Below are 21,794 nucleotides of genomic sequence, written 5' to 3'. Positions count from 1 at the left end.
CAAGTCCCGAGCCGCCTGACTTGCGTAATCGCTTCTCTTCCGTAAAGGGGTATCACCATGAAGCCACTCCTGACCGCCGGCCTGCTATTGACCGCCTGTTCCCTGGCCCACGCCGACAATGATCTTTCCTTGCTGGCCTACGGCGCGTCCATACACAGCCAATGCAGCGGCAAGCGTTGTGATTTCAACGGAGAAAACCCCGGCCTCGGGCTGGAATGGGCGCCGCTGGGCAACGACGCGGACGGCCGTTGGATCGGCCGCGTCGGCTCTTATCGCGACTCCTTCCGCGAAACGGCCTGGTTCGTCGCCGGCGGCTGGCGCAAGGAATGGCAACTGGGATCCAGCCCGCTCTACGCCGGCACCACCTTATTGGTCGGTTATCTGGACGGCTCCGGCGTCAAGCAGGTGGTCGCCTTCCCCATGCTCAGCATAGGCACTCGCAAACTGGCGCTGGAAGTGGGCTATGTGCCCAAGATGGACTACACCCCGCACAAGACGCGGGTTGCCGTCACCACCTTCAGCCTGCGCTGGACCTTTTAAGAACCTGTTCAAAGCCTGCCGTGCTTCGGCGATACGACGTTGAGAACACCTTCGAAATGCTCATAGACCCTATGTGCATTCCGCTTGCTCAGCCGTTTTCGCCTGGTATCGCCCTAGCTCGCAAGACTTTGAAATAGGCGCTAAGCCGCGCCGGCAAACTCAGCGCAGCGAACGCACCACCGAGCTGACCACGCCCCAGATCTCGACATCGGTCTCCGCCTGTAAATCGGCGTAGCCCGGCTGAGCGGCGCGCAAGCAGGCGCGATCAGGGCTCAGGTGCAGCCGGCGCACCAGGAATTCCTCGCCCGCCACCGCCACCACCACATCGTTGTGACGCGGCGGCAGCATGCGATCGACAATCAGCAAGTCGCCGTCGAAAATGCCGGCCCCGGCCATCGCGTCGCCGGCGACGCGCACGAAGAAACTGGTGTCCGGGTGCTGGATCAACAAATCGTTGAGGTTGAGCGAACGCTCGAGATAGTCGTCGGCCGGCGACGGGAAACCCGCCGCCACGCTGCCGTCGAACCAAGGAATCTGGGCGTCGTCGGCGCTGGCGCGCCGCGCGCCGCTCACCCGGCCGGGCGCCAGCCGCGCCAGCTCCGTCAAGGGCCGGTCGCGGGCGGCCAGCCGCAGGCGCTCCGGACGCGCGTCTTTCACGTCGCGCCGCTCAGCGGACGATGACGCGGGCCTCGCCCGCGGCCAGGCGGCCGATCTTGGCCGCATAGCCGAAACCGGCGCGCTGGAAACGCGCCAACACCTCGTCGGCCTGCTCCGGCGCCACCGCCGCCAGCAAACCGCCGCTGGTCTGCGGGTCGGCCAAGAGCCGCAGCTGCCACTCCGGCAGCCCCGCGCCAAAATCGACGTGCTCGCCGAAACTGGCCAGATTGCGCTCGATCGCGCCCGGACCGCAGCCTTGCTCCGCGAAAGCGCGCGCCTCCTCGATCACCGGCACCGCGGCCATATCGATGTGCGCCGCCAGCTTGGCGCCCTTGCACACCTCCAGCGCATGGCCCAACAGGCCGAAACCGGTGACGTCGGTCAGCGCGTGCACGCCGTCCATGGCCGCCAGTTCCGCTCCGACGGTATTCAATTTGGTGGTGGAAGCGATCAAGGCCTGATAGCCCTTATCGTCCAGCTCCCCTTTCTTCATCGCCTGCGCCAGCACGCCCACGCCCAGGCCCTTGCCCAGGATCAGCACATCGCCGTCGCGCGCCTCGCTATTGCGCTTGAGCTGGTCCGGATGCACCACGCCCAAGGCCACCAGACCGTAGATCGGCTCGGGGGAATCGATGGAATGGCCGCCGGCGAGCGGGATGCCCGCGGCGTGGCATACCGACTCTCCGCCGGCAAGAATGTCGCGGATGGTTTCCACCGGCAACACCTTCACCGGCATGCCGACAATGGCCAAGGCCATGATGGGCGTCGCGCCCATCGCGTAAATGTCGGACAGCGCGTTGGTGGCGGCGATGCGGCCAAAGTCACGGGCGTCGTCGACGATGGGCATGAAAAAATCAGTGGTCGCCACAATGGCTTGCGAGGCGTTCAACTGATACACCGCGGCGTCGTCGCTGGTTTCCGCCCCCACCAATAGATTGGGGAAAACCATTTTTTCCTTGGCCGTCGACAAAATGGACTCCAGCACCGCCGGGGCAATTTTGCAGCCGCAGCCGCCGCCGTGAGACAATTGCGTCAATTTGATTTCAGCCATTTGCGGACTCCGCCATATTTATGCTTTTCAAGGTCGCGAACGTATCACAGCTTGGGCAGTTTGACGAGATCATCGACGTCCGATCTCCGGCGGAATTTGCCGAAGATCATATCCCCGGCGCCATTAACTGCCCGGTTCTGGACAACGACGAGCGGATTCGCGTCGGCACGCTGTATAAACAGGTTTCCCCATTCGAAGCGCGCAAGGTCGGCGCCGCGCTGGCGGCCAAGAATATCGCCCGCCATATCGAAGAGCGCTTCGCCGATCGCCCCAAATCCTGGCGCCCGCTGATCTGCTGCTGGCGCGGCGGCCAGCGTTCCGGCTCCATGGCCCTGATCTTCGCCCAGATAGGCTGGCCCGCGCATCAGCTGGAGGGCGGCTACAAAGCCTATCGCCGCCAGGCGCTGCAATGGCTGGAGGAACTGCCCGGCCAGCTCAAGCTGCGCGTGATCTGCGGCCCCACCGGCTCCGGCAAAAGCCGCTTGCTGCAGGCGCTGGCGCGCGCCGGCCACCAGGTGCTGGATCTGGAGCAGCTGGCCAATCACCGCGGCTCGGTGCTGGGCCGTCTGCCGGACTTGCCCCAGCCGCCGCAAAAATGGTTCGACACCTTGCTGCTGCAACAGATCCGCAGCCTGGATCCCGGCCGCCCCGTCTTCATCGAATCGGAAAGCAAGAAGGTCGGCTTCGTCACCCTGCCCGACGCGCTGTACCGCCAGATGCACCAAGGCGACTGCCTGCTGATCGACGTGCCTTTGGCGGAGCGCGTGCGCTTTTTGCTGGAGGATTACGACTTCTACCTGCGAGACCCCGAAACCTTGATCCGCCAACTGGGCTTCTTGAAAGGGCTGCACTCGGGCGAACAGCTGGACGCCTGGAACCAGTTGATCCGGGCCGGGCGCTTCGACGCTCTGGTGGCGGAGCTGCTGGCCAAGCACTACGACCCGCTCTACTACCGCTCGCTGGGCAAGCATTACCCGCAGCTGGCCAAGACCGCGCCTTTGCGGCTGGACAGCCTGGCTCCGGAGCAACTGGACCTGGCCGCGGCGCGGATAGTCTGAACAGGGGCCGCGGCGCCGCTCATCAGCGGCGCAAAACTGCGGTATCATCAGAACATCCTAATTCACCCGCGGCGCCGCGCCGCGCCCCGACCCCGCGCGCATGACCCCACACGCTCAACTTGACTGGCACGACGGTCAACCGGTTTCCCTCGCCTTCGGCGACGTCTACTTCTCCCGCGCTTCCGGCCTGGACGAGACCCGCCATGTCTTCCTGCGGCACAACCGTTTGGCCGAGCGCTTCGCCGAACTGCCCGCCGGCGGCCACTTCGCCATTGCCGAAACCGGCTTCGGCACCGGCCTGAACTTTCTATGCGCGTGGGAATGCTTTTTGCAATACGCGCCGGCCGATACGCGCCTGCACTTCATCAGCGCGGAGAAGTTTCCGCTGACCCCGCGCGATCTGGCCCGGGCGCTGGCGCTCTGGCCCCAGCTCGCCGGCCTGGCGCAGCAGCTGCTGGCCCAATACCAGTCCCTGCCTCCGGGCTGGCACCGCCTGCTGCTCAGCCAGGGGCGCGTCACGCTGACCTTGCTGATCGGCGATGTCCTGGAAGTGCTGCCGGAGGTGGACGCTCGCGTGGACGCCTGGTTCCTCGACGGCTTCGCCCCGTCCAAGAACCCGGACATGTGGCAAGCGGAGCTGTTCCAGACCATGGCGCGGCTCTCCGCGCCCGGCGCCACCTTCGCCACCTTCACCAGCGCCGGTTTCGTGCGTCGCGGCTTGAGCGAGGCCGGCTTCGCCGTCAGCAAGACCGCCGGCTTCGGCCATAAGCGGGAAATGAGCCACGGCCATCTGCAAACCCTGCCCGACGGCGAATGGTCGCCTCCGTGGTTCGCCCGCCCGGCGCGGCGCCACGGGGAACGCAGCGCCATCGTCATCGGCGGCGGCATCGCCGGCGCCGCCAGCGCCTACAGCCTGGCCTGCCGCGGCTGGCAGGTCACCGTGGTGGAACGCCTGCCCGAACTCGCGCGCGGCGCCTCCGGCAACCCGCAAGGCGTGCTGTACACCAAGCTGTCCCCGCACTTCACCCCGCTGACCCGCCTGATCCTGTCCGGCTACGGCTATAGCCTGCGCACGCTGAAAACCCAGCTGCCGGAGGACGACGCGCACTGGCGCGGCTGCGGCGTCTTGCAACTGGCCTACGACGCGGCCGAGGCGGAACGCCAGCAAGGGCTGGCCGCGGCCGGCTTCGGCGAAGACTTCCTGCGCCCGGTCGACGCGCGGGAAGCCAGCGAGCTGGCCGGCGTCGAGCTGCAGCACGGCGGCCTGTTCTTTCCGCAGGGCGGCTGGGTCAATCCGCCCGCCCTGGTGCGCAAGCTGGTGGAGCATCCCAATATCCAGGTCCGCACCAGCCGCACCATCGTAGAGCTGGACTACAACCCGCTGGACAAGAGCTGGGTCGCCATCGGCGATGAAGGCTCGGTGGCCATCGGTTCCGTGGTCATTCTGGCCGGCGCGGCGGAAACCGGCGCCTTCGACGCCACCCAGCATCTGCCCTTGAAAAAGATTCGCGGCCAGGTCACCGTGACGCGCGCCACCGAACACAGCGAGGCGCTGCGCACCGTGCTGTGCGGCGAAGGCTATATTTCCCCGGCCCGTTTCGGCGAACACTGCCTGGGCGCCACCTTCAAGTTCAACACCGAAGATCTCGGCGTCAACCTGTTCGAGCATCAGGAAAACCTGCAGATGCTGGCGGGACTCGCGCCCAGCCTGTACCAAGCCCTGGGCGGCGAAAGCCTGCTGGACAAAGCCCTGGCCGGACGCGCCGCGCTGCGTTGCACCAGCCCGGACTATCTGCCCATCGTCGGACCGGTCGCCCACGCGCAAGGCCTGATCGACGCCTATCTGCCGCTGAGCAAGGACGCTTCCTTGAAGCTGACCGCCGCCGCGCCCTGGATAGACGGCCTCTACGTCAACACCGCTCATGGTTCGCGCGGCATGATCACCGCGCCGCTGTCGGGCGAAATACTCGCCGCCCTGCTGGAGGACGAACCGGCCCCCGTGGCCCGCAGCCTGATGCAGGCCACCCACCCCAGCCGTTTCCTGATGCGCGATCTGACGCGCAACAAAGTGCCGCGGCAAAGCTGACCCGGCGGCAGCCGGGCGCGAAAAAGCCCCCGCCGCGCCAAGGCGACGGGGGCCGGGAAAACCTGGTCGTCTCAGGCGGCGGACTTGGCCGCCGTCTCCACCGCCGCGCGAATGTCCTCCGGGATGGCGACCGACTTGCCCGCCTGATAATCCACCCACACCAGCGTCACCTCGCCGCTGGCGTACACCACGCCGGGATCGTCGCGCCGATAAAAATGATGGCGCAGCTTCAAGCTGCTGCGTCCCAGTTTTTCCAGTTCGATGCTAATGTCGAGCGTGGCCGGATAGGTGATCTCCTTGCGGAACACGCAGGCGGTGCCCGCCAGCACCGGACCGCAGCCTGAGGGGTCGATGCCGTGCCCCAGGCTTTCCAGCCAATCCAGGCGGATCTGCTCCAGATAACGGAAATAGTACGTATTGTTCAGATGCCCGACGGCGTCCATATCGCCCCAACGCATCACGATGCTGCGGGTATCGATAACCGGGTAATGCTTGTCCACGCTGTTCCCCTTAAAAGACGAGCCGGCGCGGCGTCCATAGGCGCGCCGTTCACGGCCGGCGCGCCATGATTGTTTGCACTGCGTCATGATAGCGGCCAATCCCGTCCGGGTCACATAGCGTCACATAAAACACAACAAATCCAAATATCCGGCCTCGAAACAAATCGGCATACTGGTTTCCGTCAGCAGCCAGGGCTCGCAAGAGTCCTGATCTGGCATGATCAGCGCGCGGGTTCTGTTGGAAATTACCTACCCCTTCTGGCCGGCGCGTTGGTCTCCTGAGCGAAGGTGCAAATTGGGGCCCCATCTGGGGCTCTTTTTTTATGCTTCGCGCCCCCTCAGCCAGACCTGCGCGCCAATTCATTGCGCAAATGTTAAGCCCGCCCCGATTTCATCACAGCCCGTCACACAAGCCCCCAATAATCACTCTATTTGGCCCGTGCCGGCAGGCGCATACTGCCTCCATCGAATCGGCTCTCCCCCGAGGGCGGTTCGATACGATCGAAGCGCTGCCGGCTGTGGATACACGCCCACCGGCAACCGCGACGATCACCTGAGCGAAGGTGCAATTCAGAGCCCCCTGATCGGGGCTCTTTTTTTATGCTCCGTTCCCGGCGGCGCGGGCCAAGCCGGCATGCTTTCGTGTTATGCTCAGAGGGCTGGGCAAAAAAAGAGGCCGCACGGAGGCGGCCCAAACGGGGATCTCAATTCACCAAGTGTCCAAGCCCAAGCTTGGCGCACCAGAACGAAGTACAGACGGACGACGTCTACGTACACATGAACATCAAGACTCGGCAAGCGGCGTACAAGCATGAGCAGCCAACCGGGTTTTCATGCAAGCCCTGAAGCTGCATGGCTCGTATACTAGCGATTAAGCGACCGGGCAAATATAAGATTATTCTTAAAATTTTCGCGCTTTATTCCAATGCCCCTCGATAAGACTCGCCGCCTTTCTTGACAAGCGCGGCGAACGCTTTTTAAATCGCACATTTCCCGCCCTTGGGCGCATCCCTCATCTACCATCACAGGAAATCTCCATGACCATTCGAGTCAACGGCATCGAAATCACCGAAGACACGGTGCAAGCGGAACAAGCCCACTACGCTGACGCGCCGAACCCGCGCGACGCCGCCGTTCAGGAGTTGGTCCTGCGCGAACTGCTGTTGCAGAAAGCCAAGTCCCTCGGCATCGACACCGCCGACCAAGGCGCCGCCATCGGCGCCTTGCTGGAACAGGAACTGCACGTTGACGCCGTGGACGAGGCCGCATGCCTGGCCTTCTACAATCAATACCCCGAGCGCTTCAGCAGCGGCGAGTCCGCCGTGGCCAGCCACATTCTGTTCCCGCTGGGCGAAGGCCTGGCCGGCAGCCTGGCCAAAGCCAAGGCGGAAGGCGTGCTGGAAGAAATCAAGGCCAATCCGGCCCGCTTCGCCGACCTGGCCCGCGAACACTCCACCTGCCCGTCCGGCCAGCAAGGCGGCAGCCTGGGCCAGTTCGGCCGCGGCCAGATGGTGCCGGAATTCGAACAAGCGGTATTCAACACCGCCGCCGGCCAGCTCGCTCCGGACCTGGTGCAGACCCAGTTCGGCTACCACATCATCCAGGTTCAAGAGCGCCACGAGGGCGGCAAGGTGAGCTTTGAGGAAATCAAGGACCGCCTGCAGCAATACCTGAACGACATGGCCGGCAACAAGGCGATGCAGGCCTATCTGGGCCAGCTGGTCGCCGCCGCTCAGATCGAAGGCTATGCGATGCCGGCGCTGTAAGCCACGGCGCGAACCCGTACAAAACCGAGGCGCAATCGCGCCCCGGTTTTTTTACGTCCATCAGTTGCGGCCGCGCAGCGAGGCCCCCACCGACCGCGAGAACGGGAAGCCGTCCTTGCGGTCCCAGTTGATCGACCAGCTCATGACGCCGCGAAACGACGGGTAGGCCTGACTCGGCTTGACGCTGCCGCAATTTTTCAAGGCCATCAGGCAATCCAGCGACTTGATCACGGTATCCGCGCTGACAAAGCCGGAATTGGCGGAACTGCGGCCGGAAGGCACGCCGAAAGCCACCTGATCCGGCCGCAAACCCTTGAAGCTGCCCGAAGCGCCGTAAGCCAGCGGGAAGCCCTCGATCAACATCTTGCTGCCGCCCACCAACATGTCCACGCTGCCCTCAGCCAATGCGGCGTTGGAATAAGGCGTGTTCAGCCCGCCGTTGTTGTAATACTGGACATGGATCACGCTCAAATCGTCGCGCAACGCGTCGATGATGGGCAGATAAGCGCCCCAGATGCTGCCGTAGGCGACATAGCCGCCCTGGACATAGGGGTGCTCCGGCGCCATGGACAGGTAGAAACCCGCCCCCACCTTGGCCTTCAACTGCTTCACCGCGCCAATCAGATTACCGATGATGGGCGCGCCTTGCGACACCCCGCTTTCCAGATCCAGATCGATGCCGTCGAAGCCGAATTTGACGATGATGGCGTAGAGGCTATTGACGAAATTCTGGGCTTGCGCCGGGGTGTTCAGCGTGACCGAGCCATTCTGCCCGCCCAGCGACAACACCACCTTCTTGCCCTTGGCCTGCTTGGCGCGAACATCCTGGATGAACTGAGCTTCGGAACCTGCCTTGGGATCCAGCGCAAAGCTGAGCTTGCCGTTGCCCGCGTCGTCGGCGAAGGCCACCGCGATCACGTCCCAATCGTCGCTGACCTGGCTCAGCGGATAAGCGTCGCCGCTGGGGTTGGCGAAATTGTGCCAGTAGCCCACCAAAGCATGTTTGGCGAACGGCGCGGACGGCCCAGGAGCGGGAGACGGCGTCGGCTCCGGCGTTGGCTCCGGCGCCCCCGCGCAACTACCTCCCGCCAGCCACAGGGTCGGCGACGCCGGAGGATTCCAGTTGGCGCCGACATGGGCGGTATGCGCCACCCGCGCGGTGTAGTTGGCCGCGGCGTACGCGACCGTGTCGCCGGCCCGATAGCTGGCGCCCTCCTGCCATGCAGGGCAGATCGCCCACGCCTGCCCCGCCGCCAGCGCGCACGCGGACGCCCGCATCACGGTTATCCAGTTCAACGACATGCGTCTTCCTCCTTGGATTGCAGCGTCCGCGTCGGCGCGCGCAGGAGACGGGAGCCAAACGGGACGTCAGCCCAGATCTTGCTGGTATTTAATTGGTATTACATTAAACCGTTCATGTCAAAGGCATTTTTTGATAAACCTCTCCGACAGGTCAATTTTCTACAATACGCCCCGCCCTCGCCCGGCTACTTTGTCCGCATCGCCCACCCTCCAGGACACATCATGAATCAGACTCTCGCCATGGCCGGCTTCGCGCTGGCCGCCTCCATCACGCCCGGCCCGGTCAATATCGTCGCGCTCAGTTGCGGCGCTCAGCATGGCGCGCGCGCCGGCATGCGCCATGTCGGCGGCGCCACCGTCGGTTTCACCCTGCTTCTGCTGCTGACCGGCCTGGGCCTGGAACAGACCCTGGGACAATGGCCGGCACTGACGCAGGCGCTGCAATGGGCCGGCGTGGCGTTCTTGCTCTATATGGCGTATCAATTGGCTCGCAGCGACGGCGCGCTGGACTGGGACAAAAGCGGCGTCCAACCCGGCTGGTGGCGGGGCGCGGCGATTCAATGGCTGAACCCCAAGGCCTGGGTCGCGGCGCTGGCGGGCTGCGCCGCGTTCACCTCGGGCCAAGACGCAATGGCCTTATGGCGCTTCGCCGCGCTTTACTTTCTGATTTGCTACGCCTCGGTAGCCTGCTGGGTTCTGGCCGGCGCCTGGCTCGGACAGAAACTGGCCTCGGCTGGGCGGCTGCGCCGCTTCAACCAAGCGATGGCGGTCTTGCTGGGACTAAGCGCGCTGGGCTTGTTGACCTGAGCCCCCGCGGTACTGTCCCGGCGTGGCGGCCACGTACTGCTTGAAGATTTTATGCAGATGAGCTTGATCGGAGAAGCCGACGGCCTGCGCCACCTCCGCCAAGGGCAGGCCGCCGCGCATCAGCCGCCGCGCCAGTTGCACCCGCTGATTCAGCAGAAAGCCATGAGGCGTGACGCCGTAACGCCGCTTGAACGCGCGGATCAGATAGGAGGCCGACAAGTCCGCCGCCGCGCAGATCTCCTCCAAGCGCAAGGCTTGATCGCAATGCGCGGCGATATATTCCGCCGCGCGCGCCAAACGCTGATTCGATTCCGCCGCCGGCTCGACGGCCAAGCCCAATACCCGGTGCGCGCCGTCGAAGAAGGCGGTGGCCGCCGCGTCTTTCTCCAAGAGCTCCCGCCCCTCCGCGCACAGCACATCGAACAAGGCGTTGAAGCCGGAGAACAGCCGCGGGTCCCGGCTCGCCGCCTCGCCAAAGGGACGAAAGCCGCCGGCCTGGCCCTGACCCAGCCTTTGCTGCAATCCGCCCAGCCAGCCCACATCCACATACAGCATGCGATAGGACCAGGCCTGCCCCGCCACCGGATTGCAGGCATGGATGTCGCCCGGATTCATCAACACCAAGGCGCCCCGCTCGCTGCGGCGCACCTTGCCGTTGAAGTAGTCGCAGGCACCGGCGGTGATGACGCCCAGGGAAAACGTCTCATGCGCGTGCCTGGCGTAACAGACGCGGCGTCCGTCCGCCACTGAGCGCGCCTCGAACTGCGGCAAGGCCGCGTCGCGCCAGAAGCGATGATCGACTCTTGGCCGCGCGGGCGCGGCGGATTGCGTCGGCATGGGCTACTCTCCCTTCATCCGGTAAAACAGCATGCCCAGCCATTCCCTCAACGCGGCGTGGCACTCCTGCATCGCTCGGCCGCTAGGCAGATACCAGGCGACGCCGCCGCCGTCGTAGCGGATAAAGGCAGTTGGCGCGGCGGTGACTTCCAAACCCTGACGCTGGAAAAACGGCAAGGCTCGACGCAAATGCCAGCCCTGGCTGACCAGCGCAATCCGCTTGATTCCGGCCGCACGCAGCAATTCGGCGGAGTAGCGGGCGTTTTCCAGCGTGGTGTTGGAACGCGTCTCCACCCAACGGGGGACGATGCCGTATTCCTCGCGCAGGACCCGCGCCATCACCGCGCCTTCGGCTTCCCCGCCCATCGGCGCGCCGCCGGTCAGCAGTATCGGCTTGCCGCTTTGATGCGCCAGCCGCGCGGCGTAACGCAGCCGCGCCAGCGAGTCCGCGCCCGGTTCCATGCCGCCGTATTCCGGCGCGGGCTTCTTGCCGCCGGACAAGACCACGATGGCCTCCGCCCGGCTCAACGGCTCCGCGCCTATCACCGGATAGCGTTCCAGGCCCCGGTTCAGCCACATCGCCATCATCGGCGTGCTCAAGGCGTACAGGCCCGCCATGCCCAAAGCCAGCAGGCCGGCGCCCAGGCGCCGCCAGCGGCGGCGCAGCCCCAGTCCCAGCAAGATCAGCAACAACATGTTCAGCGGCGGCAGCAAGAAGGCGCCCAACACCAAATGGACCAGCGCCTGCGTGGAAATCGTGGAGATCATGGGGATGACGATGCGTGGATTGAGCGCCAGTTAAGCACGCGTCGCGCGGCAAATCAATGCCGCGGGAACCAAATGGCCGCGTAGGCGCGGCGGTAGCCGTTGGCCGGATCGTAGCCGATGCTCAGATAACTGTCGCGTATCGTCTGTTTGACCAAGAGATGCGGCTGGGTGACGTACAGGCTGGGCGGCTGGCGGGCAAAGGCGCGGTTCAGCTCATCGGCCATCTGCCAGCCATGCAAGTGCAAAGGCTCGGCGATGGTCGCCTCCTGCATCAGGCCCGCCCGAATCCGCCTCATCGCGCTCAGCGAGCCGTCACCCAGCGAAATATTGACGACGGAGGCGTTCAGCTTGCCCAGCGGATAACCGATGGAGTCGTAATACAGATCGTTGATACCTATGCTGTGGGTCCAGGCCTTGCCGTGGCGCCGATACAGTTCCGCCACCCGCGCCGGCAACAGCTGCTGGACCTGAGCCAGCGAGATGTCTTCCACCGCCAGCACCTTGCAGCGCCGGCACGTCTGCAGCTGCCGCACCGCCTGCCGGGTTTTGGCGGTGGCGATGGCGAAACGGCTGTCGGTGAACAGTACCACGCCGACCGGGCCGCGGCTGCTGGCCGCGATGTAGTCGGCGGCGGCTTGCGCCGCGGCCAAGGGGCTGGTGGAGATATTCGTGAACAGCAGTCCGGGCACCGGGCCGGGCTTGTCTCCGGCATGCCAGCCGAGCACGGGCACGCCCAGCGCGTGCAGGCCTTGAATCTGCGGCTGGAATTCCTGGGCGTCGAAACCGCCCAAAGCCACGGCGGCCGGCCGCTCCCGCTGCGCGCGCTCCAGAAACTGGAGCAAGGAATTCCGCTGCCCCTGCCCATCCAGCAGCGTCACGCGCCAGCCCAGCAAACGCCCCGCCTCGGCCAGGCCCCGGTAAACCCCGACCACGCCGCCGTTGCGCAAGTCCGACGCCAAAAACCAGACGCTGCGGCCAGGCTGCGCCGCGGGCCCGCTGACGGGGCCGTCCCACTCGGTCCACTCTCGCGCCGGATTATCCCGGGCTGGCGGCGCGCCGACGCCCTTGGCCGCCGGATCGGCGGCGACCGGCTCCACGCTCAGCAGACACAGAAGCAGTATGAGAAGGCGCAACATGGACCCACTATAGACCACGGCCGGGTCAAAGCGGCGCGCCGTCTCCCGCCAGCAACTGGCCGGCCACTTCCGCCGCCACCGCAAACAGCAGCGGCGACAGACGCTGCGCCTGCAAACCCGTTGCGCCGTGCCGGCTGATCGCCAAGCCGCTCCACGGCATGCGCTCGCCGATCAAGCAAGCGGCGAGCCTGCCGCCGCCTCGCTCCGCCGCGGCCTCAATCTCCGGCAGGCGCCGACGCAGAGCCCGGCACACCTCGGCCTCGGCCACAAAGGCCAGCGCCACCCCGGCCGCCACGCGGCGGATGCGCAGGCAGAATGCGCCGATTCCCGGCGCCGTCAGCCACAGCAGCAGGTCCAGTTCGTCCCGTTCCGGCTCGGACTCGCGCTCCAGCGCGTCCTCTACGCTCAAGGTCAGCGCCGGACCGCCCCACAGCCAAAACGGCAGAGTCAGCGGCAAGGGCGGCTCGCCGGCGGCCTGCCTGAGGCCGGCCAGAGCCAGCTCCGGCAACTGCTGCAACAAGGCGCCCGGCAGATGGCTGCCGCCCGCCTGCTGGAACTGGGTCGCGGCCTGGGTCAAGCGCCCCAGCAAAGCCTGCCGCCAGGACTGCGCCAATTCGGCGGCGGCCGGCTGAGGTCTCGCCAACTTCGGCATCGCGGCCTGCTCCAGCTGCCAGGCCCGCGCCGGCGCTTCGCCGCCGCTGTCGCCATCCGGCTTTTCCATCAACAGCGACAGTTCCAGCCGCGGCTGCGTGGCCAGCACCAGTACTTTCAACACCGCTCCCGGCGTCAGCTCCGCCAGGCCTTGCGGCCATGTCGGCAGGGCCAGCTGGACGCCGTCGCCGCTCAACAGCGGACGGCCGTCCGCGGTGCGGCTCAGCACCGCTTCCCACTGCCGGCCCGGCGTCAGTTCCGCGCCCGGCTGCGCGCCGTTCGAGATCGGCGCGCTCGGCGTAACCGGGGTCGCCGCCGTGATCGCTCTGATTGAAATCGCCTTGCCCCTTCACAAAAGTCCGCTCGCATGACGCAAAAAAGCCAGCCGCGTACGCAGCTGGCTCCAGATTCGCGCCGGATCGACGCTGAATCGCGATTACTGCAGCAGGGACATCGCCAGGCTGCTCATGCTGCCGCTTTGCTTCAGCATGGAAGTGCCGGCTTGCATCAGCATTTGCTTGGAAGTCATGCTGGCGCTTTCGTTGGCGTAGTCGGTGTCCATGATGCGGCCTTTGGCGGCCAGGGTGTTGTTGTTCACGTTGGCCAGGTTGTTGTTCACGTGGTCCAGACGGTTGGCGTTGGCGCCCAGGGAGGAGCGAACCGAACCTACCGAATCCAGAGCGGCCTGGATGGTGTTGATGGTGTCGGTTTTGCCGATTTCGTCGCCCTTGGCGGCTTTGTCCAGCGCGGCTTGGCCGTCTTGCTGAGCCTTCAGCGCGGTTTCGTAAGCGGTTTTCTTGGTGCCATCGGTCGGAGCGGCGTCGTAAGCGGCTTTGGCGGCGTCGGTCGCGGTCACCAGAGCCGGCATCGCATCGGTAGCGGTCTTGACGGCGGTGGCGTAGTCAGTGCTGGCGGTGTCATCTTTGAAGAAGGTCTTGGAAACGCTGCCCAGCGCATTGTTCAGCGCGGTCATGCCATCCTTCATGTTCACCGTCATGGATTCGTCGGCCGACGCGCCGATCTGGAACTTCATCTCATCGGTCAGCTTGCCGCCTTGCAGCAGTTTCTCGCCGCCGAAGGAGGTGTTCTTCATGATGTTGGTCAGTTCCTTGCCCAGTTCGGCGAATTCGGACTGCATCGCGCTCTTGTCGGCTTTGGTGGAGGTGGCGTTGGCGCCTTCGGTGGACAGGTCCTTCATGCGCTGCAGGATGTTGGACACTTCGTTCAGCGCGCCTTCGGCGGTTTGCAGCATGGAGATGCCGTTCTGCGCGTTTTTCATCGCCACTTGCATGCCGCGGCTTTGCGCGTCCAGACGGGTAGCGATCTGCAGGCCGGCGGCGTCGTCCATTGCGGAGTTGATGCGGAAGCCGGTGCCCAGACGGGTCATCGAGGTGGACAGCGCGGTTTGGGTGCCGGTCAGGTTGGACTTGGTGTTCAGTGCGGCGATATTGGTGTGCAGGCTCAGCATAGCTTTTGCTCCAGAAGTCAGGTTGGTTGGTCCGGCATTGCTGCCGTCACCATCACAAGGCGGCCGTCTACTGACAAACTTAAGCCCGCCCAAAACGTGAAAAATCACATCGCCGTCTTGCCTCGCCTCCTCGCCCCTGAGCATGCCGCGCCCTCAAGCCAGTAGCCGCCGGCCTCGCAACTTGCTATCGTCGGTCCGTTCGCCGTTTCAAAGCGCCGCAGGAGCCCGCATGGCACTATCCTTTTCCGAACTGATCGGCCAGTACTGGTCCACCCCCAAGTGGGAAGTCAATCTGCTGATCACGCTGAACCTATTGGGCGGCCTGTTGCTGGGTTGTCTGGTGGGTTACGAGCGCTGGTTCAACGGCCGCGCCGCCGGCATGCGCACCTACGGCCTGGTGTCCATGGCCTCCGCCGCGGCCATCAGCATCGTCGGTTACTCCGGCTACTGGTACGGCGGCCTCTATCCCGACATGACCCACGGCGACATGACCCGTGTGGCCCAGGGCGTGCTGACCGGCGTCGGCTTCCTCGGCGCCGGCATGATCATGAAGGAAGGGCTGAGCATCAGCGGCCTGACCTCGGCCGCCTCGATCTGGATGTCCTCGGTGATCGGCATCCTCGTCGGCGTAGGCTTCTACGCCGCGGCCATCGCCATCACCTTGCTGTGCGTGCTGTGCATGCTCTCCATCAATCAGATGGAGAACCGCTTGCCGCGCCGCTTCAGCCTGTTCATCGTCATCCGCTTCAAGCCGGAATACCAATGGACGGTGCAGACGCTCAGCGCCGGCCTGCTCCGCTTCGGCGTGCGCCTACACGAGGACAGCATCGCGCTGAACGCCGGCCCGGACGCCACTGAGTGGAGCTTTCTGGTCTCCGCGCAAAACCGGCGCGACCTGATCAATGTCGTGGATCTGTCGCGCGAAATCATGCAGATCGACCATATCGAAACCCTCAGCATCCAGCCCGCGCGCAATTAAGGCCTATCGCCCGGCCGGCCCGCCGGCTAGGTGTTTCCACGCCATCAAGTTTCCCTCCGGATTGACGATATCAGTTCACCTACACTTCCTGTTCCGGAGTCTGCAATGCGAGTCGCGTCCATGGCGCTGTCGATGAGCAGCCAATACAGTTTCAGCCAAAGCCTCAGCGTTCAACAACAAAGCCGCACCTGGGCGCAACTGCCCCCGTCCTCCCCTCCGGCCAAACCTTCCTCCGACGTCAGCCTAAGCTCCGACGGCGTCAACGCCAGCGCCAAGGACAAGGCCTTCGCCGATGGCATGACGCCGATGCTGGGGCTGATCAAGGACATTCTGGAAAAGGTGCTGGGCGTCAAGTTCAAGGTTGTTGACGGCACTTTGCAAAGAGACGACGGCCAAGGCGAGCCATCCGCCGACTCGCGCCCCGCGCGATCCGGCCAGTCCTCTGCCCCGCAGTCGCAGCAAGCGCTCGCCGGCGGCGAGTTCAAACAGACCGTCGACTACCAGGAAAGCGAAAGCCTGGCGTTTTCGGCCAAGGGCTCGATCAAGACACAGGACGGACGCGAGTTCAATTTCGCGCTGGACGTGCAAATGAGCCGCAGCTTCGAATACCACAGCAGCAGCACGATACAGTTTGGCAACGGCAAGGCCACCGACCCGCTGATGCTCAGCCTGGGCAACGACGCCGGCAGCTTCAGCGGCGCCAGCGTCAGCTTCGATCTGCAGAGCAAGGGCCAGCAAAGCCAGCTGCCCTTCATCAACAACGGCGGCTGGCTGGCCCTGGACCGCAACGGCGACGGCAAGATCAACGACGGCAAGGAATTGTTCGGCACCCAATCGGGCAACGGCTTCGCCGATCTGGCCAAGCTGGACGGCAACGGCGACGGCGTGCTGGACGACGGCGACGCCGCGTTCGCGCAATTGAAGCTCTGGTCCGGCCGCGACGGCGACAAAGACCAGTTGATGGGCTTGAAGGAATTGGGCATCGGCGCCATCCTGCTGCCCAGCGTGGACAGCCCGTTCAGCATCAAGAACGCCGACAACCAGTCCCAGGCCGATATTCGTCGCTCCGGCGTCTACCTGACCGAAGACGGCCGCGCCGGCCGCATCAGCCAGGTGGACGTCTACGGCTGAACCCGGCCCGCGCCAACGACAAAGGCCGCTTACGCGGCCTTTGTCTTGTCCGGCGCACGCCGGATTAGGAGATATAGTTGAACAGCGAAAGCTGAGTCACCTTGTTATAGGTCAGCTGGCTGTACTTCAACGAGGTCTGCGCCAAGGTGAAGTCCGATATCGCCTGCGGCATGTCCAGATCCTGCAAATCGCCGATGCTGCTGGCGTATTGCAGTTTCAGGCTGCCCCCGACATTCTGCATATTGTCGTTCTGCTGGCCGCGCGCGCCGATGGACGCCAAAGACAGCGACATCTGCTGCTGAGCCGCATCGATGGCGTTGATCGCGCTGTTCAGCTGGGTGCCGAAGTTGGCGGGCTTGGGATTCTGGCCCAGCAGAGTGTTCAACTGGATCAGACCGTCGAAGGCCGCGGTGGCGCTGCCGCCGGGCGTGCCGAACACCGTGCTGCCAGGGTCGGAAATCGTCATCTGCTGCGAAGCGCTGATCTGCACGCTGCGCTGGCCGGTATCGCCCAGATACGAAGCCGGCGGCACCGCCGACAAGCTGACCGCGAAGGGCAGCGTATCGGTCTTGTTGCCGCTGAACAGGTAATTGCCGCGGCCGTCGGTGGAGTTGGCGTAAGTCGTCAACTCGGTGATGCCTTCCTGCAGCTGCTTCTGGATCGCCTGCAGCTCGGTTGGGCTCAACGCGCCGCTGCCGGCGGAAATCGCCAGGCTCTTCATGCTGGCCATCAGGTCCGACGAACTCTTGATCGCGGTTTCCGACAGCGACAGCCAGGAACTGACCGCCTGGGTGTTGTTGATGTACTGGCTGTTCTGTCCCTGCGACTGGCTGATCAGCAGAATGCGCGCCGCGGCCACCGGATCGTCGGCCGGCGTCACCACCCTTTGCTGATTGTCGATCTGCATGGTGAGCTTGTAGATGTTGGCCTGCAGGCTCTGCATATTGTTCAGGCCTGACTGATAAATATTGTTGGAGCTGATACGCATCGGTCTCTCCTTAGCCCATCAGGTTCAGAATGCTGGAGAAGGTGGTTTGCGCCACCTGTATCACCTTGCTGCACGCCTGATAGGACTGTTGGTACTTGATCAGGTTGGCCGCCTCCTGATCCAGGCTCACCCCGGTGACATTGGACAGGCTTTCCGTGGTCTGCTTCAAAGTAGTCTGCATGGCCGCGGACTGCAATTGCGCGGTGTTGGTCTGGTTGCCCACCGAGGCCACCAACGTCGAATAATACGAACCGTAGGACTGATTGCCCATCAGCTTGAGGTTCTGCTGCGCCAGCAGCTCGCGCAAATTGGTGTTGTCGCCCGGCGGCGGCTTGGTCCCTGCCGGCGCCGGCCCCACGGTAAAGGTCTGGCCGTTGATCGGCGCGCCGGACAGCTGAAAGCTGACACCCACGTCCACCGGCGGCACCGCCGTGGTCTGCAGTTTGAAACTATTGCTGGCGCCGCCGCCCACCGGCACCACATTGTAAGGTCCGCCGCCGTTGGGGCCGGCGATGGTGGCCGTCATCGTCGCCGGGCTGCCCGCGGCGGTGATGGTCATCCCGGTCATGCCGATGGACGGATGCGTGCCGGTGCCGGGAAAGACCGGCGGCACGCTGTTGATGCTGCCCGCGTAACCGCCCGGCAAGGTGGCCCACACGCCGCTCATGGTGACGCCGTTGCCGCCGGCGCCGCCGGTGGACACCATATTGGACGCGGTGGCCAGTTTATTGGGATCGCCCATCAGCACTTGCAGATTGCTGGCCGCATTCTGCGGATTGGCGGCGTAGCTGCTCAGATCGTTGAAGATGGGCAGGCCGGCGGCGCCGGTATTGTCCACGCCCAGCTGGTTCTGATAATTGATCGAAGCGGAAAAGTTGATCGCCATCGTGCCCAGCTGTTGCCGGGCCTGCAACAAAGGGCCGTCGCGGAAGTTCAGCAAACCGCCCAGTTGGCCGCCGGACATCAGATTGTTCGGAATCGCCGTCACCGTGCCGTTGGGATTGTTGAACACCAATTGCAAGGTGGTGGGATCGCTGGGCAGCGGCTGGGTGGCCAGGGTATTGGTCTGACCGCCGGTCACCAGGGTCTGGCCGTTGCCAACGTATACCGAGTAAGTACCGTCCGCCTGCGGCACGGCCTTGGCGCTGACCAGCTTGTTCAATTCCAGCATGGCCTGATCGCGCTGGTCCATCAGCGTGTTGGGCTGCGCGCTCAGCTGATTGCCACCGGTCAAGGCGGCGATTTCGGTGTTGAGGCTGGCGATCTGCGAGGCCAGCGAGTTGATGCTGTCCACCGTGCTCTTGATCTGGCCGTTGGCGCCGGACTGCAGTTGCTGCAGTTGACCGTCGACGGTAGCGAACTTGGTGCTCAGCGCCTGGGCCATATTGAGCACGGTCTGCCGGCTGGGAATGGCGTCCGGCTGCTGCGACAGCGTCTGCATCGCGCCGAAGAAATCCTGCAAGGCGGGCAGAATGGACACGTCGGTCGACGCCATCAGATTGTTGATCTGATTCAGCTGCTTGACCTGGGTGCTGTAATAGCTGCTGTTGGTCTGCGCGGTCTGCACCTGGCCGGACAGGAATTTGTCATAGGTGCGCAGCACATTGGTGACGTCCACGCCCTGCCCCAGGAAGCCGAAGCCCTGATATTGCGGCGTGCGGCCGGCCTGGGTGATGTATTGAACGTTGTACCCCGGCGTGGAGACATTGGCGATGTTGTTGCCGGTTACCGACAAAGCCGTTTGAGCCGCATTCAGTCCGCTCACGCCGATCGAGAAAATATTGGAGCTCATGATTTACCTCTCTTTGCCTTATCGGCCCGGCGCGCCAAAACTTGACCCTGAAGTGCAAGCTCGGCCGCCGCTGCCTTGTCCTTAACTGCGCGTGGTTTGCTGCGCCAAAGTCGCCGCCACGTCCACCAGCTTGCGCGCGTAGCGCGGATCGGTGGCGTAGCCGCCGGATTGCAGCGCATGCGCGAAGCCGTACATATTCTGCCCCTGGTTCAGCGCGCTCTTGTAGCGCGGCGAATCCTTCAACAAACGGGCGTAGTCGCTGAAGGCCTCGGAATAAGAACCGTAGGCGCGGAATTTCTCCACCCGCTTCTGCGCGACGCCGCCCTCGTATTCGGTGGTCATCACGCTGACCGTGCGTCCCTGCCAATCGCCGCTGGCCTTGATGCCGAACAGATTATGGCTGTTGCTGCCGTCCGGATGGCGGATCGCCCGCTTGCCCCAGCCGCTTTCCAGCGCCGCGTGCGCGACCACGGCTTCCGGCGCCACGCCCAGCTGGGCCGCGGCCGTGCGGGCATGCGGCAGCATTTCGGCGGCGAAGTCGCGGCTGCCGCCCTTGCCGGCCGCCTCGACCTTGGTCTGAGCCGCCGGAGCCGTCAAGCTCAACACCGCGCCGGCGGTCTGCTGCGCTTCCTGGTAGGCCTGCAGGGCCTTGGCGCCGCCGGCCGGACGCGCGGCCAATTGCGGGCCGGGAGCGGCGTAAATCGTGCGCGCGCTCTTGTCGTCCGGATCGAAGTTCGACTGCTTGGCGATCTGGCGATACAACATATCGCCCAGCCCCAGGCCGCCGTTGGAGCTCAAAGCCTGAGTCAGTTGCTGATCGTACAGGCCTTGGTAGGTGCTCAAATCGTTGGATTCGCCTTCCGGGTCGAACTTGGTCTCGCGCATGCTCTTGAGCAAGGTGCTCATCAACAAGGCCTCGAACTGCGACGCAGCCTGTCTCGCCGCGCCCTTGGGGTCCTTGATCGCCTGCGCCCGCAGCTCGTTCAGCTGGTTCGGATCCACGGCCAGCTGCCGGTTTAGCAAATCGTTGGCGCTCACGGCGCCGGCATTGATGGACTGAATCGTCATTTCTCGCTCCTGGAATCCAGCTAATAGCAAGATTCGGGCCAGGAATAAAAAGACGGCCGCGCGGCCGTCTTTGTTGTTCGCCGTCCTGGCGGCGCTCAGATAATCTGCAGATCCGCTTTCAACGCGCCGGCGGATTTCATCGCCTGCAAGATGGAAATCAGATCCTGAGCGTTGGCGCCCAACGCGTTCAACGCCGCCACCACCCGCGACAGATTGGCGCCGTTGGGCAGGCTGATCAGCTTGCTGCCCGGGGTGTTGATGCTGATGTCGGCCTGGTTGGTCACCGTGGTCTTGCCGCCGGACAGCGGGTTGGGCTGGCTCACTTGCGGCGTGTTGCTGACGGTCACCGTCAAGTTGCCGTGCGACACCGCGCACGGCGCCAGGGTCACCGCCTGATTCATCACGATGGAGCCGGTGCGGGCGTTGATGATGACGGTGGGGGAAACATCTGCCGGGTCGACGGCAATATTTTCCATCTTGGACAGAAACTGCACGCGCTGGTCCGGATCGAAGGGCGCGCGCACTTCGATCAGCCTGCCGTCCACCGCGCGCGCGGTGCCCTGGCCGAACGATTTGTTGATCGCCTGCACCACGCGGTTGGCGGTGGTGAAATCGGACTCGCGCAGTTCCAGATTGACGAATTCGCCGGACCCCAGCGCGGTGGGCACTTCGCGCTCCACCGTGGCGCCGGCCGGAATGCGGCCCACGCTGAGCTGATTGATCTGGGCGGAGCTGCCGCCCGCCGAGGCGCCGGCGCCGCCGACGACCACATTGCCCTGCGCCATCGCGTAAATCTGCCCGTCCGCGCCTTTCAGCGGAGACAGCAGCAAGGTGCCGCCGCGCAGGCTTTTGGCGTCGCCGATAGACGAGGCCGTCACGTCTATCGCCTGCCCCTGCCGCGCGAACGGCGGCAAGGTCGCGGTCAGCGTGACCGCGGCGATGTTCTTGGGATCGAGCTTGGTGCCCGGAGGCACTTGCACGCCCAGCTGATTCAGCATATTGGACATCGCCTGGCCGGTGAAGGGCGAGGAGGTAACCTTGTCGCCGCTGCCGTCCAGGCCCACCACCAGGCCGTAGCCTATCAACTGGTTGGGACGTACCCCGCCGACATTGGTCAGATCCTTCAAACGCTGCGCCGCCATGGCCGGAAACACGGCCAGCGCCAGCAGCATCGCTAACATCAATCGCTTCATTTTCGCCCGCTTTCAG

The 21,794-nt window shown here is 64.5% G+C and carries 20 protein-coding genes; 7 read left to right on the top strand and 13 right to left on the bottom strand.

All coding sequences use genetic code 11. From position 1 onward, the window contains the following. Positions 1-57 precede the first annotated feature (57 nt). On the top strand, positions 58-540 hold the full coding sequence (locus NK214_RS14960) for a hypothetical protein (RefSeq protein ID WP_253314886.1): 483 nt from the start codon (positions 58-60) through the stop codon (positions 538-540). 159 nt (positions 541-699) lie between these two features. On the opposite strand, the gene NK214_RS14955 is transcribed toward NK214_RS14960, so the two are convergent. Together NK214_RS14955 and selD are read right to left on the bottom strand one after the other, a co-directional pair. Next, a complete protein-coding gene (locus NK214_RS14955) occupies positions 700-1,197 on the bottom strand; it encodes a translesion error-prone DNA polymerase V autoproteolytic subunit (RefSeq protein WP_253314885.1) in 498 nt (165 codons plus the stop codon). A 10-nt stretch (positions 1,198-1,207) separates the two neighbouring features. Beyond that, positions 1,208-2,248, bottom strand: coding sequence for a selenide, water dikinase SelD (gene selD, locus NK214_RS14950; RefSeq protein WP_107799602.1), 1,041 nt, complete (start codon positions 2,246-2,248; stop codon positions 1,208-1,210). 20 nt (positions 2,249-2,268) lie between these two features. Between selD and mnmH the strand changes: the two genes are divergently transcribed. Further along, entirely contained in the window at positions 2,269-3,306 is a 1,038-nt protein-coding gene (gene mnmH / locus NK214_RS14945) for a tRNA 2-selenouridine(34) synthase MnmH (RefSeq protein ID WP_253314884.1), read from the top strand. Between the two features lie 100 nt (positions 3,307-3,406). Continuing rightward, the gene (gene mnmC / locus NK214_RS14940) at positions 3,407-5,392 is read left to right on the top strand and encodes a bifunctional tRNA (5-methylaminomethyl-2-thiouridine)(34)-methyltransferase MnmD/FAD-dependent 5-carboxymethylaminomethyl-2-thiouridine(34) oxidoreductase MnmC (protein ID WP_253314883.1); all 1,986 of its coding nucleotides are present in this window, start codon (positions 3,407-3,409) and stop codon (positions 5,390-5,392) included. Positions 5,393-5,463: 71 nt separating this feature from the next. On the opposite strand, the gene NK214_RS14935 is transcribed toward mnmC, so the two are convergent. Further along, a complete protein-coding gene (locus tag NK214_RS14935) occupies positions 5,464-5,892 on the bottom strand; it encodes a thioesterase family protein (RefSeq protein ID WP_107801826.1) in 429 nt (142 codons plus the stop codon). A 1,037-nt stretch (positions 5,893-6,929) separates the two neighbouring features. Between NK214_RS14935 and NK214_RS14930 the strand changes: the two genes are divergently transcribed. Beyond that, positions 6,930-7,658, top strand: a complete 729-nt coding sequence (locus NK214_RS14930; RefSeq protein WP_107799605.1) for a peptidylprolyl isomerase — start codon at positions 6,930-6,932, stop codon at positions 7,656-7,658. A gap of 60 nt (positions 7,659-7,718) precedes the next feature. Here NK214_RS14930 and NK214_RS14925 read toward each other — a convergent pair whose 3' ends face one another. Then, positions 7,719-8,960: a chitinase gene (locus tag NK214_RS14925; RefSeq protein ID WP_253314882.1), complete on the bottom strand. Its 1,242-nt coding sequence runs from the start codon at positions 8,958-8,960 to the stop codon at positions 7,719-7,721. Between the two features lie 222 nt (positions 8,961-9,182). Between NK214_RS14925 and NK214_RS14920 the strand changes: the two genes are divergently transcribed. Continuing rightward, positions 9,183-9,767 (top strand): LysE family translocator, encoded by a 585-nt coding sequence (locus tag NK214_RS14920; RefSeq protein WP_253314881.1) that lies wholly within the window; start codon positions 9,183-9,185, stop codon positions 9,765-9,767. On the opposite strand, the gene NK214_RS14915 is transcribed toward NK214_RS14920, so the two are convergent. The 5 genes from NK214_RS14915 to NK214_RS14895 all read right to left on the bottom strand — a co-directional run bounded on the left by NK214_RS14915 (position 9,741) and on the right by NK214_RS14895 (position 14,627). After that, positions 9,741-10,604, bottom strand: a complete 864-nt coding sequence (locus NK214_RS14915; protein WP_253314880.1) for an AraC family transcriptional regulator — start codon at positions 10,602-10,604, stop codon at positions 9,741-9,743. The two genes, NK214_RS14920 and NK214_RS14915, sit on opposite strands and share 27 nt — an antisense overlap. Positions 10,605-10,607: 3 nt before the next feature. Further along, on the bottom strand, positions 10,608-11,372 hold the full coding sequence (locus NK214_RS14910) for a YdcF family protein (protein WP_253314879.1): 765 nt from the start codon (positions 11,370-11,372) through the stop codon (positions 10,608-10,610). Positions 11,373-11,425: 53 nt separating this feature from the next. Beyond that, complete coding sequence (locus NK214_RS14905; RefSeq protein ID WP_253314878.1) at positions 11,426-12,508, bottom strand: hypothetical protein; 1,083 nt, start codon at positions 12,506-12,508, stop codon at positions 11,426-11,428. 25 nt (positions 12,509-12,533) lie between these two features. Next, entirely contained in the window at positions 12,534-13,388 is an 855-nt protein-coding gene (locus NK214_RS14900) for a hypothetical protein (protein WP_253314877.1), read from the bottom strand. A gap of 207 nt (positions 13,389-13,595) precedes the next feature. Beyond that, complete coding sequence (locus NK214_RS14895; RefSeq protein WP_107799612.1) at positions 13,596-14,627, bottom strand: flagellin; 1,032 nt, start codon at positions 14,625-14,627, stop codon at positions 13,596-13,598. Positions 14,628-14,856: 229 nt separating this feature from the next. Here NK214_RS14895 and NK214_RS14890 point away from each other — a divergent pair, with 229 nt between their 5' ends. Both NK214_RS14890 and NK214_RS14885 read left to right on the top strand, forming a co-directional pair. Continuing rightward, on the top strand, positions 14,857-15,606 hold the full coding sequence (locus NK214_RS14890; protein WP_227107917.1) for an MgtC/SapB family protein: 750 nt from the start codon (positions 14,857-14,859) through the stop codon (positions 15,604-15,606). Positions 15,607-15,711: 105 nt separating this feature from the next. Beyond that, a complete protein-coding gene (locus tag NK214_RS14885; RefSeq protein ID WP_253314876.1) occupies positions 15,712-16,737 on the top strand; it encodes a hypothetical protein in 1,026 nt (341 codons plus the stop codon). Positions 16,738-16,801: 64 nt separating this feature from the next. On the opposite strand, the gene flgL is transcribed toward NK214_RS14885, so the two are convergent. The 4 genes from flgL to NK214_RS14865 form a co-directional block, all read right to left on the bottom strand. Continuing rightward, the gene (flgL, locus tag NK214_RS14880; protein ID WP_227107915.1) at positions 16,802-17,725 is read right to left on the bottom strand and encodes a flagellar hook-associated protein FlgL; all 924 of its coding nucleotides are present in this window, start codon (positions 17,723-17,725) and stop codon (positions 16,802-16,804) included. Between the two features lie 10 nt (positions 17,726-17,735). After that, the gene (gene flgK / locus NK214_RS14875) at positions 17,736-19,517 is read right to left on the bottom strand and encodes a flagellar hook-associated protein FlgK (protein WP_253314875.1); all 1,782 of its coding nucleotides are present in this window, start codon (positions 19,515-19,517) and stop codon (positions 17,736-17,738) included. 81 nt (positions 19,518-19,598) lie between these two features. Continuing rightward, entirely contained in the window at positions 19,599-20,585 is a 987-nt protein-coding gene (gene flgJ, locus NK214_RS14870; RefSeq protein ID WP_253314874.1) for a flagellar assembly peptidoglycan hydrolase FlgJ, read from the bottom strand. A gap of 95 nt (positions 20,586-20,680) precedes the next feature. Next, a complete protein-coding gene (locus NK214_RS14865) occupies positions 20,681-21,757 on the bottom strand; it encodes a flagellar basal body P-ring protein FlgI (RefSeq protein WP_370445216.1) in 1,077 nt (358 codons plus the stop codon). Positions 21,758-21,794 lie beyond the last annotated feature (37 nt).

It is taken from the genome of Chromobacterium sp. S0633, assembly GCF_024158805.1.
Lineage (GTDB): Bacteria > Pseudomonadota > Gammaproteobacteria > Burkholderiales > Chromobacteriaceae > Chromobacterium.
This window is presented reverse-complemented; position numbering and strand designations above follow the sequence as displayed.

Bases quoted from the DNA above. Each gene is read 5' to 3' on its own strand.
- NK214_RS14960 (WP_253314886.1), top strand. From the start codon at position 58: ATGAAGCCACTCCTGACCGCCGGCCTGCTATTGACCGCCTGTTCCCTG.
- selD (WP_107799602.1), bottom strand. From the start codon at position 2,248: ATGGCTGAAATCAAATTGACGCAATTGTCTCACGGCGGCGGCTGCGGC.
- mnmH (WP_253314884.1), top strand. From the start codon at position 2,269: ATGCTTTTCAAGGTCGCGAACGTATCACAGCTTGGGCAGTTTGACGAG.
- mnmC (WP_253314883.1), top strand. From the start codon at position 3,407: ATGACCCCACACGCTCAACTTGACTGGCACGACGGTCAACCGGTTTCC.
- NK214_RS14930 (WP_107799605.1), top strand. From the start codon at position 6,930: ATGACCATTCGAGTCAACGGCATCGAAATCACCGAAGACACGGTGCAA.
- NK214_RS14925 (WP_253314882.1), bottom strand. From the start codon at position 8,960: ATGTCGTTGAACTGGATAACCGTGATGCGGGCGTCCGCGTGCGCGCTG.
- NK214_RS14920 (WP_253314881.1), top strand. From the start codon at position 9,183: ATGAATCAGACTCTCGCCATGGCCGGCTTCGCGCTGGCCGCCTCCATC.
- NK214_RS14915 (WP_253314880.1), bottom strand. From the start codon at position 10,604: ATGCCGACGCAATCCGCCGCGCCCGCGCGGCCAAGAGTCGATCATCGC.
- NK214_RS14910 (WP_253314879.1), bottom strand. From the start codon at position 11,372: ATGATCTCCACGATTTCCACGCAGGCGCTGGTCCATTTGGTGTTGGGC.
- NK214_RS14905 (WP_253314878.1), bottom strand. From the start codon at position 12,508: ATGTTGCGCCTTCTCATACTGCTTCTGTGTCTGCTGAGCGTGGAGCCG.
- NK214_RS14895 (WP_107799612.1), bottom strand. From the start codon at position 14,627: ATGCTGAGCCTGCACACCAATATCGCCGCACTGAACACCAAGTCCAAC.
- NK214_RS14890 (WP_227107917.1), top strand. From the start codon at position 14,857: ATGGCACTATCCTTTTCCGAACTGATCGGCCAGTACTGGTCCACCCCC.
- NK214_RS14885 (WP_253314876.1), top strand. From the start codon at position 15,712: ATGCGAGTCGCGTCCATGGCGCTGTCGATGAGCAGCCAATACAGTTTC.
- flgL (WP_227107915.1), bottom strand. From the start codon at position 17,725: ATGCGTATCAGCTCCAACAATATTTATCAGTCAGGCCTGAACAATATG.
- flgK (WP_253314875.1), bottom strand. From the start codon at position 19,517: ATGAGCTCCAATATTTTCTCGATCGGCGTGAGCGGACTGAATGCGGCT.
- flgJ (WP_253314874.1), bottom strand. From the start codon at position 20,585: ATGACGATTCAGTCCATCAATGCCGGCGCCGTGAGCGCCAACGATTTG.
- NK214_RS14865 (WP_370445216.1), bottom strand. From the start codon at position 21,757: ATGCTGCTGGCGCTGGCCGTGTTTCCGGCCATGGCGGCGCAGCGTTTG.